The following is a 14,605-nucleotide window of genomic DNA, read 5'->3' as shown; positions in this document are numbered from 1 at the left end:
CCACCGAGGAATGCAGTGACAACAGAACGCGAATGTGACCAGTTGCTCGTCGAGCGGGTGTGCGATGGCGACAAGCAGGCGTTTGATTTGCTGGTGGCGAAATATCAACGCCGGCTGATGCGCCTGTTGTCGCGCATCGTGCACGATCCCAGCGAGGCGGAGGACGTGGTGCAAGAAACCTTTATCAAGGCATACCGGGCGTTGCGGCATTTTCGCGGCGACTCCGCCTTTTACACCTGGCTGTACCGCATCGGCATCAACACCGCCAAGAATGCGCTGGTCACCCAGGGGCGGCGCATGCCGACCTCGACCGATGTCGATAGCGAGCTGGCCGAAGCGTTTCACGATGGCGAGCATCTGCGCGACATCAATACGCCGGAGTCCATGTTGGCGAGCAAGCAGATTGCCCAGACTGTCAACGCGGCGATGGACGCCTTGCCGGTCGATCTGCGCACCGCCATCGCGCTGCGCGAAATCGAGGGGCTCAGCTATGAAGAGATTTCCGCCATCATGGCGTGCCCGATCGGCACTGTCCGCAGCCGTATTTTCCGCGCCCGCGAAGTCATCGCGGAAAAACTGAAGCCTTTGCTGGACACGCCGGTTGACAAGCGCTGGTAAGGCGGGAATGATGGTGATATCCGGCAATTTGAATGGCGGGATCGAATGGACACCGACAAAAAACTGCGTGAACATATCTCGGCGCTGGCCGACGGCGAATTGCCCGATAGCGAGTGCGAACTGGCGCTGGCGGCGCTCGACAGCGTAGCCGGCCGGGCAGCCTGGCAAGCCTATCAGCTGACTGGCGACGTACTGCGCGCCACCCCCGGCAGCCAGCTGAGCGACGATTTCAAGGCGCGTCTGGCGGCGCGCCTCGCCACTGAGCCAGCGCACAAGCGCGCTGCGGCGGCCCTTGAAGATCAGCCTGCCGCCATCATTTTCCCCTAAGTTTGCTGGCCTTATAATCTCTCGCGCATACGGTATGGCGACTTTTCGCTTACCATGTGCTAGCCTCTTGTCGCGCGACGCCGTGCCGACACCAGGGCGACGCACTTGCATCCCGAACTTTATAGAGATCAATACTCATGAAAAATAACTTCTCTGCTGGTCGTAAAACGTTGTCCGCGCTGATCATCGGCGCGAGTTTATGGATGTCCGTGGGCATGGCGCCTGCCACTGCGGCGACGGCGGTCACAGGCGCCGTCATCGGCTTGCCGGACTTTGCCGATCTGGTCGACCGCGTCGGCCCGGCGGTGGTGAATATCCGCACCACCGAGCGCCCGAAGCAGCCGCAGCGCGGCGCGCCTGGCCTGCAAGGCGATGAAGACATGCAGGAATTCCTGCGCCGCTTCTTTGGCGGCCAGATGCCTACCCCGAACGGCCGCGCGCCGCGCCGCCAGGCGCCGTCCGACGAGCCGGTGCAGCGCGGCGTCGGTTCCGGCTTCATCCTGTCTGCCGACGGCTATGTCATGACCAACGCCCATGTGGTGGACGGCGCCGATGAAGTGTTTGTCACGCTGACCGATAAGCGCGAATTCAAGGCCAAGGTGCTGGGCGCCGACGCCCGCACCGATGTGGCGGTACTGAAAATCGAAGGCGAGAAGCTGCCGTTCCTGCTGATGGGCGATTCGGACAAGATCCGCGCCGGCGAGTGGGTGATCGCGATCGGCTCGCCGTTCAACCTGGAAAACACGGTCACTGCCGGCATTATCTCGGCCAAGGCGCGCGACACCGGCGAATACCTGCCATTGATCCAGAGCGATGTGGCGGTCAATCCGGGCAACTCGGGCGGCCCGCTGATCAATATGCGCGGCGAGGTGATCGGGATTAACTCGCAGATCGCCACGCTGTCCGGCGGTTCGAACGGCATTTCGTTTGCCGTGCCGGTGAATGAGGCGATGCGCGTGTCCGATCAGTTGAAGCAATCCGGCAAGGTGACGCGCGGCCGCATCGGCGTGCAGATCAGCGAAGTCAGCAAGGAAGTGGCGGAGTCGCTGGGCCTGAAGTCGGCGCAGGGCGCCGAGGTGTCGCTGGTGGAGCCGGGCGGTCCTGCCGATAAGGCTGGCATCAAGTCGGGCGATATCATCCTGAAGTTCAATGGCAAGCAGGTCAATCGTTCCAGCGATCTGCCGCGCCTGGTGGGCGAGACGGCGCTGGACAGCAAGGCGACTGTGACTATCTGGCGCAAGGGCGCCGAGCAGACCTTGCCGGTGACGGTGGCCGAGCTGGATGCCGACAAGAACGTCAAAGGCGCGAAAGGCAAGGGCGGCAAGGCTGAACCGGTCGAGCCGGCCAAGGCGAATGCGCTGGGCTTGAAGGTCGAAGACCTGACTGCCGAGCAGAAGAAGGAGCTGGGCGTCAATGGCGGCGTGCTGGTGGCCGATGTGGAAGGTGTGGCCGAGCGCGCGGGGCTGGATGAGGGCGATGTGCTGCTGCAGCTGAATAATACCGAGGTGAAGGACGCCAAGCAGTTCAATGCGGCGGTGGCCAAGCTGGATCCGAAGAAGCCGTCGGTACTGCTGGTGCTGCGCGAGGGGAATACGCGCTTCATCTCGCTGCGTCCTAGCGCCAAGGCAGAGAAGTAAACATGGTGGTACCGGCTTGCGCCGGTACGACGGGGCGGCCATGCACTTTACTCTCTACTCCCGCAGTTATTGCCATTTATGCCAGGACATGCTGGATGCGCTGATGCGCCTCCAGCCTCTGCCTCCGGCCGCGCCGTTCAGCGTCGAGGTGATCGACATCGATGAGGTGGATGATCCCGCGCTGCTGGCTCGCTACGACGAGCTGGTGCCGGTTTTGTTCGCCGATCTGTCGCAACCCGAGCTGTGCCACTACTTCCTGGATGAAGCCAAAGTGCGCGAACTGCTCAAAATCTAGGCAAAATTGCATTTCTCATGGCATAAATCGGGCTTTCCCCTCTGAAATCCGGTAAAATGCCGGGGCAAAGCATTTTCCACAAGGCGCTCGCCAGGGCATAGCCCGCCCGGAGCGCTTTTTTGTGTTGCGCGCACTTTCGCGCCGTCGTGTCAAACCCGTTTTTGAATATTTGTTAATGAACAACATACGCAATTTCTCCATCATCGCCCACATCGACCACGGCAAATCGACGCTGGCAGACCGCATCATCCAGCTGTGCGGCGGCCTGTCCGACCGCGAGATGGAGGCGCAAGTGCTCGATTCGATGGATCTGGAGCGCGAGCGCGGCATCACGATCAAAGCGCAAACCGCCGCCCTGCAATACAAAGCCCGTGACGGCGTGGTGTACAACCTGAACCTGATCGACACCCCAGGCCACGTCGACTTCTCGTATGAAGTGTCGCGCTCGCTGTCGGCCTGCGAAGGCGCGCTGCTGGTGGTTGACGCCTCGCAAGGCGTGGAAGCGCAGACCGTGGCCAACTGCTACACCGCGCTCGACCTGGGCGTGGAGGTGGTGCCGGTGCTGAACAAGATCGACCTGCCGAACGCCGATCCGCCCAGCGCCATCCAGGAAATCGAAGACGTGATCGGCATCGAAGCCGGCGACGCCGTGCACTGCTCGGCCAAGACCGGCCTGGGCGTGGAAGATGTGCTGGAATCGATCATCGCCAAAGTGCCGCCGCCGAAGGGCGATCCCACGGCGCCGCTGCAGGCGCTGATCGTCGACTCCTGGTATGACGCCTACGTGGGCGTGGTGATGCTGGTGCGCGTGGTCAACGGCACGCTGAAACCAAAAGAGAAAATCAAACTGATGGCGACCGATTCGGTGCAGCTGGTGGAAGACGTGGGTGTGTTCTCGCCGCGCTCGTTCTCGCTGCCGCAATTGTCGGCTGGCCAGGTGGGCTTTGTCATCGCCGGCATCAAGGAATTGAAAGCCGCCAAAGTGGGCGATACCATCACCCACGCGGTCAACTCGGCGCCGGCGCCGCTGCCAGGCTTCAAGGAAGTGCAGCCGCAGGTGTTTGCTGGCCTGTTCCCGGTCGAAGCCAACCAGTACGACGCGCTGCGCGATTCGCTGGAAAAACTGAAACTGAACGACGCCGCGCTGATGTACGAGCCGGAAGTGTCGCAGGCGCTGGGCTTCGGCTTCCGCTGCGGCTTCCTGGGTCTGCTGCACATGGAGATCGTGCAGGAACGTCTCGAACGCGAGTTCGATATGGACCTGATCACCACCGCGCCGACCGTGGTGTACGAGGTCGAAATGCGCGATGGTTCGGTGATCAAGGTCGACAATCCGTCGCGCATGCCGGAAACCACCAAGATTAACGAGATCCGCGAACCTATCGTCACGGTCAATCTGTACATGCCGCAAGAATATGTCGGCTCGGTGATCACGCTGTGCATCAGCAAGCGCGGCGTGCAGATGGACATGAGCTACCACGGCCGCCAGGTCAAGCTGGTGTATGAGATGCCGATGGGCGAGATCGTGCTGGACTTCTTCGACAAGCTGAAATCCACCTCGCGCGGCTACGCCTCGATGGACTACGAGTTCAAGGAATACCGCTCGGCTGACGTGGTCAAGGTCGACATGCTGATCAACGGCGAGAAGGTCGATGCGCTGGCAATCATCGTGCACCGCTCCAACTCGGCTTATCGCGGCCGCCAGGTGGCTGCCAAGATGCGCGAACTGATCCCGCGCCAGATGTTCGACGTGGCGATTCAGGCCGCCATCGGTGTCAACGTGATCTCGCGTGAAAACGTCAAGGCGCTGCGCAAGAACGTGCTGGCCAAGTGCTATGGCGGTGACGTCAGCCGTAAGAAGAAACTGCTGGAGAAGCAAAAGGCCGGTAAAAAACGCATGAAGCAGGTGGGCTCGGTGGAGATTCCACAAGAAGCGTTCCTGGCAATCTTACAAGTGGACGAGAAATGAACATGCAAGTCATCTTAGGTAACTTTGCATTAATTTTGTTTGTGCTGATGGTGATCACCGGCGTGATCTGGTGCCTGGATGTGTTTTACCTGGCCAAGCAGCGCCGCGCCGCCGCCAACCGCGCGCTGGCCGAGTACGACGCCCGCAACGCCAAAGCAACTGCCGACGGCATCAAGCTGGATAACCAGGGCCGTCGTGGGCAGATCGAAGCCGACATCCTGCGCCAGCCGACCTGGGTCGAGTATTCGGGTAGCTTCTTCCCGGTGATTGCGCTGGTATTCGGCCTGCGCTCTTTCCTGTATGAGCCGTTCAAGATTCCATCGTCGTCGATGGTGCCGACTTTGCTGGTTGGCGACCTGATCCTGGTGAACAAGTTCACCTACGGCATCCGCCTGCCGGTGATCAACAAGAAAATCGTGCAGATCAACGACCCGCAACGCGGCGATGTGATGGTGTTCAAATATCCCAAGGATATGAGCCAGGATTACATCAAGCGCGTGGTTGGCGTGCCGGGTGATAAAATCACGTATGAAAACAAGCGCTTAACCGTCAACGGCGTGGAAGTGAAGTACGCCGCGCTGGACGATTACCTGAATGACGAGCGCCTTGTTTACAACAAGCAATACGAGGAAAACCTGAGCGGCGTCAGCCACCGGATTCTGAATGACGAGTCGGCGCCGACGTATCGCCGCGAAAACGTGGAAATGTTCCCCGGCAGCGAGAACTGCACCTACCGCTATGAAGGCTTTAGCTGCACGGTTCCGGCAGGTAACTACTTCATGATGGGCGATAACCGCGACAATAGCCAGGACAGCCGCTACTGGGGCTTTGTTCCGGATAAGAATATTGTTGGAAAAGCATTCTTTGTCTGGATGAACTTTGGTAGCCTGCGCCGTATTGGCGGCATCCAGTAAAACAGACGGGTACAAAAGGGGCTAAGATGAAAACACGGCAGGAAGGCATTTCGCTGGTCGGTTTGATTTTGCTCCTGGCCGTGCTGGGCCTGGTGCTGGTGCTGGGCATGAAGATACTGCCGACGTACACCGAGTACCGCGCGATCAAGAATGCCATCGTCACGGCCAAGGCGGCCGGCAGCTCGGCGGCCGAGATCCAGAAATCCTTCGACGCCAACGCCACCACCGGCTATATCAGTTCCATTAGTGGCCGCGACCTGTTGATCGAAAAGCAAAACGGCGAAACGGAAGTCAGCTTCGCCTACGAAAAGAAAATCCCGCTGGTCGGACCGGCCAGCTTGCTGCTTGAATACGAGGGCACCACCGCCAAGGCTGGTGTCAAACCCACAGAATAAAGAACCACAATGAATCTCCAGTTATTGCAAACTCGCCTAGGTTATACGTTCCAGGATGCTGGCCTTTTGCAGCAAGCCTTGACGCACCGTAGCCATAGCAGCGTGCATAACGAACGACTGGAATTCCTGGGCGACTCCATCCTCAACTGCGTGGTGGCGTCGATTCTGTATGACCGGTATCTGGACATCGACGAGGGCGACCTGTCGCGCCTGCGCGCCAACCTGGTCAAGCAGCAGTCGCTGTTTGAAATCGCGCAGAAGCTGGAGCTGTCGCAGTTCCTGCGGCTGGGCGAGGGCGAGCTGAAATCGGGCGGCTTCCGCCGTCCTTCGATCCTGGCCGACACGCTGGAAGCGCTGCTGGGCGCAATCTTCCTTGACGGCGGCTTTGAGCCGGCGCGCACCGCCATCCGCTCGTTCTATATTCCGATCCTGGATACGGTCGACCCGCAAACGCTGGGCAAGGACGCCAAGACGCTGCTGCAGGAATTCCTGCAGGCGAAAAAAATCTCGCTGCCGCTGTATAACGTGATCGCCACCCATGGCGCCGCGCACAGCCAGGAGTTTGAAATTGAATGCCTGGTGCCCAAGCTGGGTATCCAGGTATTTGGCCGCGGCGGTAGCCGCCGCGCCGGCGAACAAGCGGCCGCCAAGCTGGCGTTGGCCGCCGCCGAGCAGGCCGCGCAGAAAGCGCCGTCGGCCGCCCGCAAGTCCAAGCCGCGCGCCGCGCAGCTGAAGCTGGCCGGCATCGCTACCGTGCAGGACCAGCCGACGCCGTCGGCCAAGGCAGCCAAACAATAAAAGAGAACACCATGACCACCGAAACGACCTCCGCCAACAACTACCGCTGCGGCTACATCGCTATTGTGGGCCGCCCGAACGTGGGCAAGTCCACGCTGATGAATACGCTGATTGGCGCCAAGGTCAGCATCACCTCGCGCAAGGCGCAGACCACGCGCCACCGCATCACCGGCATCCAGACCTATGACGACGCGCAATTCATCTATGTCGACACGCCGGGTTTCCAGACGCGTCACGCCAATGCGCTGAACAAGACGCTGAACAAGACCGTCACCAACACGCTGATTTCGTCGGACCTGATCCTGTTCGTGATCGAAGCGGGCACGTTTGGTCCGGCCGACCAGCAAGTGCTGGACCTGCTGCCGACCGAAGTGCCGGTGGTGCTGGTGATCAACAAGGCGGACCGCGTCAAAGACAAGGCAGCGCTGATGCCGTTTGCGCAGCAGGTTGCGGCCAAGTTCAACTTCGCCGCCATCGTGCCGGTATCGGCCAAGCTGCGCTTCCAGCTGGACGGCCTGGAAAAGGAACTGAAGCGCTTGCTGCCGGAGAACGAGGCGATCTTTGGCCCGGACGATATCACCGACCGCAGCGAAAAATTCATGGCCTCGGAAATCGTGCGCGAGAAGCTGTTCCGCTTTGTCGGCGACGAGCTGCCTTACACCAGCACGGTGCTGATCGAAAAGTTCGAGCAGGAAGGCGACTTGCGCCGCGTGTTCGCCGCTATTCTGGTGGAGCGCGATACGCACAAGTCCATGATCATCGGTAACAAGGGCGCGCGCCTGAAGGAAGTCTCGACGCAAGCGCGTCTCGACATGGAAAAACTGTTCGGCGGACCGGTGTACCTGGAGATCTGGGTCAAAGTGAAATCCGGCTGGGCTGACAACGAAGCAGGCCTGCGCGCTTACGGCTACGAGTAAATCCACCACCAGCATGTCCAACACGCCAGACGCCACCCTGGACGCGCCGCCTCACGCAGCGCCGATGGAGGCGGGCGTGCTTGCGGCGCCGGCATCCCCGCCTGCGCCCGCCAAGCGTCCGCGCGCAGCGCCGCGCGAGCGCACCATCGGCACCAAGGTCGCCGGCCAGCCTGCCTTCGTCCTGCACAGCTATCCCTACAAAGAAACCAGCCTGATCATCGATCTGTTCACGCGTGACTTCGGCCGCGTGGCCTTGATCGCCAAGGGCGCCAAACGGCCGCACTCGCAATTGCGCGGCGTGCTGCAAACCTTCCAGCCGCTGTCGTCGAGCTGGGTCGGCAAATCCGAACTGCGCACGCTGACCGACGCCGAGTGGGTGGGCGGCATGCTGCCGCTGGAGAAAACCGCGCTGCTGTGCGGTTTCTACCTGAACGAATTGCTGGTCAAGCTGCTGGCGCGCGACGATGCGCACCCGGCCTTGTTCGATCACTACGTGTCGACGCTGAACCAGCTGGCGCACAACGAACCGGCGCCCATCGTCTTGAGAAAGTTCGAACGGGCCTTACTTAAAGAGACAGGTGTTGCGGCTGATCTGACCCGCTGCATCGAAACGCGCAGCGCGGTGCGCTCCGACGTGTTGTATGTGGTCGATCCCGAGCGTGGACCGCGTCCCGAGCGCGCTTCCGACGCCTGGCCGCGCGTCGCCGGCAAGACCCTGCTCGACATGGAATGTGAAAATTACGAAGACGTCGCCACGCAAGCCCAAAGCAAGCAACTGATGCGCTTCCTGGTGGCGCATCATCTGAATGGCGCGCCGTTGAATACCCGGCAGATCCTGATTGATCTGTCCCAGCTATAAGAGAAAAACAATGAGTTTCCTGCAACCATCCGGCACCATCATCGATCTGGGCGTGAACATCGATCACGTCGCTACCTTGCGCAATGCGCGCGGCACCAAGTATCCGGACCCGATCCGCGCCGCGCTGCTGGCCGAGCAGGCCGGCGCCGACTGCATCACACTGCACCTGCGCGAAGACCGCCGCCACATCAAGGACGCCGACGTGATCGCGCTGGCGCCGCAGCTGATCACGCGCATGAACCTGGAAGCCGCCGTCACCCAGGAGATGATCGACTTTGCCTGCCAGATCAAACCGGCCGACGTTTGCCTGGTGCCGGAGAAGCGTACCGAAGTCACCACCGAGGGCGGCCTCGATGTCGCCGGCAACTACCATGCCGTCGAGCGTGCGGTGAAGCAGTTGCAGGCCGAAGGCATCCGCGTCTCGCTGTTCATCGACGCTGAAGAAGCGCAGATGGACGCCACCGCCGCGATCGGCGCACCTGTGATTGAACTGCACACCGGCCGTTATGCCGACACCGAAGGCGCCGAACAGGCCGCTGAGCTGGAACGGATTAAACGCGGCGTACTGTATGGCGTCGGCAAAGGCCTGAAGGTCAACGCCGGCCACGGCCTGCACTACACCAATGTGCAGGCGATTGCCGCGATTCCGGAAATCGCCGAGCTGAACATCGGCCACGCCATCGTCGCGCATTCGGTGTTTGTTGGCTGGGAAAACGCCGTGCGTGAAATGAAGGCCATCATGGTTTCCACTCGCCTGGGCGCAAAAAAATGATTTACGGGATCGGCACCGACATCTGCAAGATTCCGCGCATCGAAGCGGCGCTGGCGCGGCATGGCGACCGCTTTGCGAAGAAGATTCTCGGACCGCAGGAGTTTGAGAAGTATTTGGCGCGCAAGGCCAAGCATCCGGTGCGCGGCATCCGCTTTGTGGCGACGCGCTTCGCCGCCAAGGAAGCCTTCGCCAAGGCCATCGGCCTGGGCATCCGCATGCCGATGACCTGGCCCGCCGCGCAGATGCTGAATCATCCCAGCGGCAAGCCGATGATCGTGTGCAGCGGCGTGCTGAAAGAATTCATGGAAAAGCATCAGCTGTCGGCCCAGGTGACCGTCAGCGACGAAGAAGACTACGCGGTCGCCTTCGTCATTGTGGAGCAGGAAAAGTGACTGAAGAAGTAAGCGATCCGCGCGAACAAGTATTAGCCACTGTCGCGAAACTGCCCAATCTGCCGGGCGTGTACCGCTATTTCGACGCCGAGGACAAAGTCCTCTACGTCGGCAAGGCGCGCGATCTGAAGAAGCGCGTGTCGAGCTACTTCCAGAAAAACCTGAGCAGCCCGCGCATCGCCATGATGGTCGAGCGCATCGCGCGGCTGGAAACCACCGTCACGCATAGCGAGGCGGAAGCGCTGATCCTTGAGAACAACCTGATCAAGGCGCTGAGCCCGCGCTTCAACATCCTGTTCCGCGACGATAAGTCCTATCCCTACCTGAAGATCACCGGCGGCGATGCGCCGCGCATGGTCTACTACCGCGGCGCGGTGGACAAGAAGAACCAGTACTTTGGGCCTTTCCCAAGTTCGTGGGCGGTCAAGGAATCGATGCAGATTTTGCAGAAGGTATTCCAGATCCGCACCTGCGAGGAAAGCGTCTACGCCAACCGCACGCGTCCCTGCCTGCTGCACCAGATCGGCCGCTGCTCGGCGCCGTGCGTGGACCTGATCAGCAAGGAAGACTACAAGCTGGACGTGGACAATGCTGCGCGCTTCCTGCGCGGCCGCCAGTCCGAAGTGCTGGAAGACCTGGAAAAGAAAATGCACGCCTACGCTGCCGAGCTAAAGTTCGAGCAGGCCGCATCGGTGCGCAACCAGATCCAGTCGCTGTCGCGCGTGCTGCACCAGCAAAGCATGGAAACCACCGGCGACGCCGACGTCGACATCATCGCCGTGCTGGTGCAGGGCGGGCGCGCCTGCGTCAACCTGGCCATGGTGCGCGGCGGCCGCCACCTGGGCGACCGGGCCTACTTCCCGACCCACGTCAGCGACGCCGAAGCGATTGCCGAGGACGCGATTGAAGTCGAAGTGCTGTCGGCCTTCCTGGCGCAGCACTATGCCGATAAATTCATTCCCGGCACGCTGATCCTGAATATCGAATTCGATCATCCGGCGCTGATCCAGGCTTTGCAGGAGCAGTGCGGCCACCGCATCAACCTGATCTTCCAGCCGCAGGACCAGCGCCGCAAATGGCTGGAACTGGCACAGAAGGGCGCAGAGATCTCGCTGGCGCGGCTGCTGTCGGAGCAGGGCTCGCAGCAATCGCGCACGCGCGCGCTGGTCGACGCCTTGCAGCTGGAGCCGGAGGACATCGACACGCTGCGTGTCGAATGCTTTGACATCTCGCACACGCAAGGCGAGGCGACGCAGGCCTCGTGCGTGGTGTTCCATCACCACCAGATGCAGAATGGCGAATACCGCCGCTACAACATCAACGACATCACGCCGGGCGACGATTACGCCGCCATGCGCCAGGTGCTGTACCGCCGCTACGAGAAGGTGGCCAATGGCGACGGCGTGATGCCGGACGTGGTGCTGATCGACGGCGGCAAGGGCCAGATCGAAATGGCGCGCCAGGTGTTTGCCGAACTGGGGCTGGACATCAGCCTGATCGTTGGCGTGGCCAAAGGAGAAGGGCGCCGCGTTGGCCTGGAAACCCTGATGTTTGTCGATGGCCGGCCGTCGCAGGAATTGGGCAAGGAATCGGCGGCGCTGATGCTGGTGGCGCAGATCCGCGACGAGGCGCACCGCTTCGCCATCACCGGCATGCGCGCCAAGCGCGCCAAAACGCGCCAGACCTCGCGCCTGGAAGAGATTGAAGGCATAGGTGCCAAGCGCCGCCAGCGCCTGCTGGCCCGCTTCGGCGGCCTGCGCGGCGTGGTCAACGCCAGTGTCGAGGATCTGAAGACCGTAGAGGGCATCTCCAGCGCCTTGGCCGAGGAAATCTACAAGCAGTTGCATTGAGCGCCAACTGTGCTGGTTTAATGCGCGGCGTCAAGGTAGACTAGCGGCGCATTATAAAATTTCAAGACTGGCCCTTACTAACTTGCTATGCCCTTCAATATCCCGATCCTGTTGACCTGGTTGCGCGTTGCGCTGATCCCGCTGGTAGTGGGCGTCTATTACCTTCCCACTACCGTGCTGCCGGTGGCGGATCAGAACCTGGCAGCTACCCTGGTGTTCATCATCGCCGCCGTCACCGATTGGTTTGACGGTTTCCTGGCCCGCCGCTGGAACCAGACCTCGGCCTTCGGCGCCTTTCTCGATCCGGTGGCGGACAAGCTGATGGTGGCCGGCGCCTTGCTGGTGCTGGTGCAGCTGGACCGCGCCAATGCCGTGATGTCCTTCATCATCATCGGCCGCGAGATCGCCATTTCGGCGCTGCGCGAATGGATGGCGCAGATCGGCGCGTCGAAATCGGTGGCGGTCAGCTCGCTGGGCAAGATCAAAACCACCGCGCAGATGATGGCGATCCCGGCCTTGCTGTTCCATGACGTGCTGTGGGGCGCCATCGACACCCAGTTCTGGGGCGCGCGCTTGCTGGAAGTGGCTGCGGTGCTGACCGTGTGGTCGATGTTCTACTACCTGCGTCTGGCGTGGCCGCTGATCAAGGAAAAGTCGGGCCAACTCTAACCGTATAAACAATATTTTCATTCGGCATTGACAGCCAGCGTAGAACCTCTATAATGCTGGCCTGTTGTTGATGACGACGAAGCAAAGCGGGAGTAGCTCAGTTGGTAGAGCGCAACCTTGCCAAGGTTGAGGTCGAGAGTTCGAGACTCTTCTCCCGCTCCAAAATGGCGTAATCAAAAACAACTAGTACTAGCAGAAACAGCAGCTTGCTGCTATGATGTTGGACTCCAAGCGGGAGTAGCTCAGTTGGTAGAGCGCAACCTTGCCAAGGTTGAGGTCGAGAGTTCGAGACTCTTCTCCCGCTCCAGTTTCTTCGGAAACGAGATAGGCGCAGTAAGCAGTAACACTCCATGCGGGAGTAGCTCAGTTGGTAGAGCGCAACCTTGCCAAGGTTGAGGTCGAGAGTTCGAGACTCTTCTCCCGCTCCAGGATTTCGGATGGCAGCCAGTAACCAGCTGTCATCTTGTAGTAAATGTTTCCTCTGGCGAGGTAGCAAAGCGGTTATGCAGCGGCCTGCAAAGCCGTCTAGGTCGGTTCGACTCCGATCCTCGCCTCCAAAAGCTCCTAAGCGGGAGTAGCTCAGTTGGTAGAGCGCAACCTTGCCAAGGTTGAGGTCGAGAGTTCGAGACTCTTCTCCCGCTCCAGTATGAAGATGGGCAGCCCGGTGGGCTGCCCTTTTTGCTTTTGGGGCCTCGTATCGTCGGCACTTCGCCGTCCTTGTAATCCATCCGCTACCTGACCCAGCCGCTATCGTCGGGTGGACAATTGACTGGCCGCCAGCTGCCACCGCCACTACGCGTCGCGGCCGCATAGCCGGCCGCTCCGCTCATATAGCATTTTTGACGTGGGCCCTTTGTTATCCGGGTGTAGATAACGCCATCCGGCGCGGTGTAGTGGTGAGTTATCTCGGATGTATCGCCAACAAATGCGTTTGCTATTCCCCGGCCCAGTCGCATGCGCGGGCTATCCGCACGTTCGCCGCGTACTGCTTTAACGCTGCCCAGTATCTCCTTGTCGATCTGATGCAGATCGCGTCTTGCGTTTTTCATGATGTCATATGCGCTGGGAAGCGGATCGATGGCCGACGTGTCAGGCGCCGCAATCTCCGGCGGTGCCGTCGGGGCGGGCGCCTTCCCCGCGATGACGTTTAAAGGCGCTACGATTGGATGCGATCGCCGGACAGTGGAAGCAGGGGCGCTGCGAAACGTGTGCTCCTCCGGCTTGGGTTGAGTTGTAAGTAGCACGAGGAAGGGGCCAGGCTTCTTCGGCACCTTAACTGACCGCTGACCAGGGGACAGAAATAACAGCATTATTGAACAATGAATAAAGAAAGCTATACCGAGCGCCCCAACCCGCTTAAACGGTGATGGTTTCGCGATGCTAAACAGGGGCGCTTTTGGCATGCTAAATGGCGATGGTTTGGATTATCTCAATTCGCAAGAGAAGCTCCATATGGCGCCTCCGGCAGATCCCAAATCGGCAGCTGCAATCGTATCGATAAAATCTTGAAAAGATTTACTCCCCACCGAAAAATTGATACGGCGATCAGCGGACACCGATTTTTCGCTCTGTCCCATTAGGCAAATACTCATATCGAATTTTTCATCTTCATTTCTTGTAACCCAGATTTTAAAAACTCCACCAGCAAAATCCCTGGAAAAACTTCCCATTTGATACTCTAGCGATGATCGTAAGGACAATCGCAGGGCTCTTTTCATTATGTGATGAAGGTTTTCTAGCCCGTCTTCATTGACATACAACGCTGCGGCGCAAACTAACCCTGCAATGGATAAATTTAATTGCAGTGTAGTGGTCAACCCATCCCGGACACTACGTTAAGTTTTTCTTCGGTGACGGCCGGCGCCAATCCTTCATTGAACTGATGTGGCCGTATCCAGTTATACCGGTGCATCAGATAGTGGCTGATGTCCCGCTGTGCTTCCTGTGCCGTCGTGTAGCCGGTGGATGGCAGCCATTCCGTTTTAAAGCTGCGGAACAGCCGCTCCATCGGGGAGTTATCCCAGCAATTTCCCCGACGGCTCATACTCTGTCGTATACGATAACGCCACAAGCGCTGACGGAATTTTCGACTGCCGTACTGGCTCCCCTGATCCGAATGAAACAGTAGCCCCTGCGGTCGGCCTCGCTGCTCGTAGGCCATTTCCAGTGCTTGCACAACAAGGTCAGCGTCGG

General features: G+C 60.0%; 16 protein-coding genes and 5 tRNA genes. 19 read left to right on the top strand and 2 right to left on the bottom strand.

What is annotated here, in order from left to right:
* Positions 1-15: 15 nt before the first annotated feature.
* From rpoE to KW842_RS05515, 19 genes are all read left to right on the top strand, one after another.
* The gene (rpoE, locus tag KW842_RS05605) at positions 16-618 is read left to right on the top strand and encodes an RNA polymerase sigma factor RpoE (RefSeq protein ID WP_218303133.1); all 603 of its coding nucleotides are present in this window, start codon (positions 16-18) and stop codon (positions 616-618) included.
* Positions 619-663: 45 nt separating this feature from the next.
* Entirely contained in the window at positions 664-945 is a 282-nt protein-coding gene (locus tag KW842_RS05600; RefSeq protein ID WP_218303132.1) for a sigma-E factor negative regulatory protein, read from the top strand.
* Between the two features lie 137 nt (positions 946-1,082).
* Positions 1,083-2,582 carry a DegQ family serine endoprotease gene (locus KW842_RS05595; protein WP_373925139.1) on the top strand — a complete coding sequence of 500 codons (1,500 nt, stop codon included), beginning with the start codon at positions 1,083-1,085 and terminating at the stop codon, positions 2,580-2,582.
* Between the two features lie 40 nt (positions 2,583-2,622).
* Positions 2,623-2,877, top strand: a complete 255-nt coding sequence (locus tag KW842_RS05590) for a glutaredoxin family protein (protein ID WP_218303131.1) — start codon at positions 2,623-2,625, stop codon at positions 2,875-2,877.
* Positions 2,878-3,052: 175 nt separating this feature from the next.
* Positions 3,053-4,846, top strand: coding sequence for a translation elongation factor 4 (lepA, locus tag KW842_RS05585; protein ID WP_218303130.1), 1,794 nt, complete (start codon positions 3,053-3,055; stop codon positions 4,844-4,846).
* Positions 4,843-5,760, top strand: coding sequence for a signal peptidase I (lepB, locus tag KW842_RS05580; protein ID WP_218303129.1), 918 nt, complete (start codon positions 4,843-4,845; stop codon positions 5,758-5,760). The genes lepA and lepB overlap by 4 nt, the downstream gene beginning before the upstream one ends.
* Before the next feature lie 26 nt (positions 5,761-5,786).
* Positions 5,787-6,155: a DUF4845 domain-containing protein gene (locus tag KW842_RS05575; protein ID WP_218303128.1), complete on the top strand. Its 369-nt coding sequence runs from the start codon at positions 5,787-5,789 to the stop codon at positions 6,153-6,155.
* Between the two features lie 9 nt (positions 6,156-6,164).
* Positions 6,165-6,953: a ribonuclease III gene (rnc, locus tag KW842_RS05570; protein ID WP_218303127.1), complete on the top strand. Its 789-nt coding sequence runs from the start codon at positions 6,165-6,167 to the stop codon at positions 6,951-6,953.
* 11 nt (positions 6,954-6,964) lie between these two features.
* Entirely contained in the window at positions 6,965-7,870 is a 906-nt protein-coding gene (era, locus tag KW842_RS05565) for a GTPase Era (protein ID WP_218303126.1), read from the top strand.
* Between the two features lie 13 nt (positions 7,871-7,883).
* Entirely contained in the window at positions 7,884-8,729 is an 846-nt protein-coding gene (recO, locus tag KW842_RS05560) for a DNA repair protein RecO (protein WP_218303125.1), read from the top strand.
* Between the two features lie 10 nt (positions 8,730-8,739).
* The gene (pdxJ, locus tag KW842_RS05555) at positions 8,740-9,501 is read left to right on the top strand and encodes a pyridoxine 5'-phosphate synthase (RefSeq protein ID WP_218303124.1); all 762 of its coding nucleotides are present in this window, start codon (positions 8,740-8,742) and stop codon (positions 9,499-9,501) included.
* Positions 9,498-9,893 carry a holo-ACP synthase gene (gene acpS / locus KW842_RS05550; protein WP_218303123.1) on the top strand — a complete coding sequence of 132 codons (396 nt, stop codon included), beginning with the start codon at positions 9,498-9,500 and terminating at the stop codon, positions 9,891-9,893. Before pdxJ ends, acpS begins: the two co-directional genes overlap by 4 nt.
* Positions 9,890-11,743: an excinuclease ABC subunit UvrC gene (gene uvrC / locus KW842_RS05545; RefSeq protein ID WP_218303122.1), complete on the top strand. Its 1,854-nt coding sequence runs from the start codon at positions 9,890-9,892 to the stop codon at positions 11,741-11,743. The genes acpS and uvrC overlap by 4 nt, the downstream gene beginning before the upstream one ends.
* Before the next feature lie 87 nt (positions 11,744-11,830).
* Positions 11,831-12,412 (top strand): CDP-diacylglycerol--glycerol-3-phosphate 3-phosphatidyltransferase, encoded by a 582-nt coding sequence (gene pgsA / locus KW842_RS05540; protein WP_218303121.1) that lies wholly within the window; start codon positions 11,831-11,833, stop codon positions 12,410-12,412.
* Positions 12,413-12,498: 86 nt separating this feature from the next.
* Positions 12,499-12,574, top strand: a tRNA-Gly gene (locus tag KW842_RS05535).
* 69 nt (positions 12,575-12,643) lie between these two features.
* Positions 12,644-12,719, top strand: a tRNA-Gly gene (locus tag KW842_RS05530).
* Positions 12,720-12,764: 45 nt separating this feature from the next.
* Positions 12,765-12,840: transfer RNA gene (locus KW842_RS05525), tRNA-Gly, on the top strand.
* Positions 12,841-12,895: 55 nt separating this feature from the next.
* Positions 12,896-12,969, top strand: a tRNA-Cys gene (locus KW842_RS05520).
* An 11-nt stretch (positions 12,970-12,980) separates the two neighbouring features.
* Positions 12,981-13,056, top strand: a tRNA-Gly gene (locus KW842_RS05515).
* Between the two features lie 780 nt (positions 13,057-13,836).
* On the opposite strand, the gene KW842_RS05510 is transcribed toward KW842_RS05515, so the two are convergent.
* Entirely contained in the window at positions 13,837-14,229 is a 393-nt protein-coding gene (locus tag KW842_RS05510) for a hypothetical protein (protein ID WP_218303120.1), read from the bottom strand.
* On the bottom strand, positions 14,226-14,605 hold a 380-nt coding region (locus KW842_RS05505; RefSeq protein WP_218303119.1), incomplete at its 5' end, for a DDE-type integrase/transposase/recombinase. The genes KW842_RS05505 and KW842_RS05510, both read right to left, overlap by 4 nt.

It is taken from the genome of Duganella sp. sic0402 (genome assembly GCF_019219065.1).
Lineage (GTDB): Bacteria > Pseudomonadota > Gammaproteobacteria > Burkholderiales > Burkholderiaceae_D > Rugamonas.
Note: the sequence above shows the minus strand (reverse complement) of the source record. Positions and strands in the feature narration are given on the sequence as shown.

Bases quoted from the DNA above. Each gene is read 5' to 3' on its own strand.
- KW842_RS05600 (WP_218303132.1), top strand. From the start codon at position 664: ATGGACACCGACAAAAAACTGCGTGAACATATCTCGGCGCTGGCCGAC.
- KW842_RS05595 (WP_373925139.1), top strand. From the start codon at position 1,083: ATGAAAAATAACTTCTCTGCTGGTCGTAAAACGTTGTCCGCGCTGATC.
- KW842_RS05590 (WP_218303131.1), top strand. From the start codon at position 2,623: ATGCACTTTACTCTCTACTCCCGCAGTTATTGCCATTTATGCCAGGAC.
- lepA (WP_218303130.1), top strand. From the start codon at position 3,053: ATGAACAACATACGCAATTTCTCCATCATCGCCCACATCGACCACGGC.
- lepB (WP_218303129.1), top strand. From the start codon at position 4,843: ATGAACATGCAAGTCATCTTAGGTAACTTTGCATTAATTTTGTTTGTG.
- KW842_RS05575 (WP_218303128.1), top strand. From the start codon at position 5,787: ATGAAAACACGGCAGGAAGGCATTTCGCTGGTCGGTTTGATTTTGCTC.
- rnc (WP_218303127.1), top strand. From the start codon at position 6,165: ATGAATCTCCAGTTATTGCAAACTCGCCTAGGTTATACGTTCCAGGAT.
- era (WP_218303126.1), top strand. From the start codon at position 6,965: ATGACCACCGAAACGACCTCCGCCAACAACTACCGCTGCGGCTACATC.
- recO (WP_218303125.1), top strand. From the start codon at position 7,884: ATGTCCAACACGCCAGACGCCACCCTGGACGCGCCGCCTCACGCAGCG.
- pdxJ (WP_218303124.1), top strand. From the start codon at position 8,740: ATGAGTTTCCTGCAACCATCCGGCACCATCATCGATCTGGGCGTGAAC.
- acpS (WP_218303123.1), top strand. From the start codon at position 9,498: ATGATTTACGGGATCGGCACCGACATCTGCAAGATTCCGCGCATCGAA.
- pgsA (WP_218303121.1), top strand. From the start codon at position 11,831: ATGCCCTTCAATATCCCGATCCTGTTGACCTGGTTGCGCGTTGCGCTG.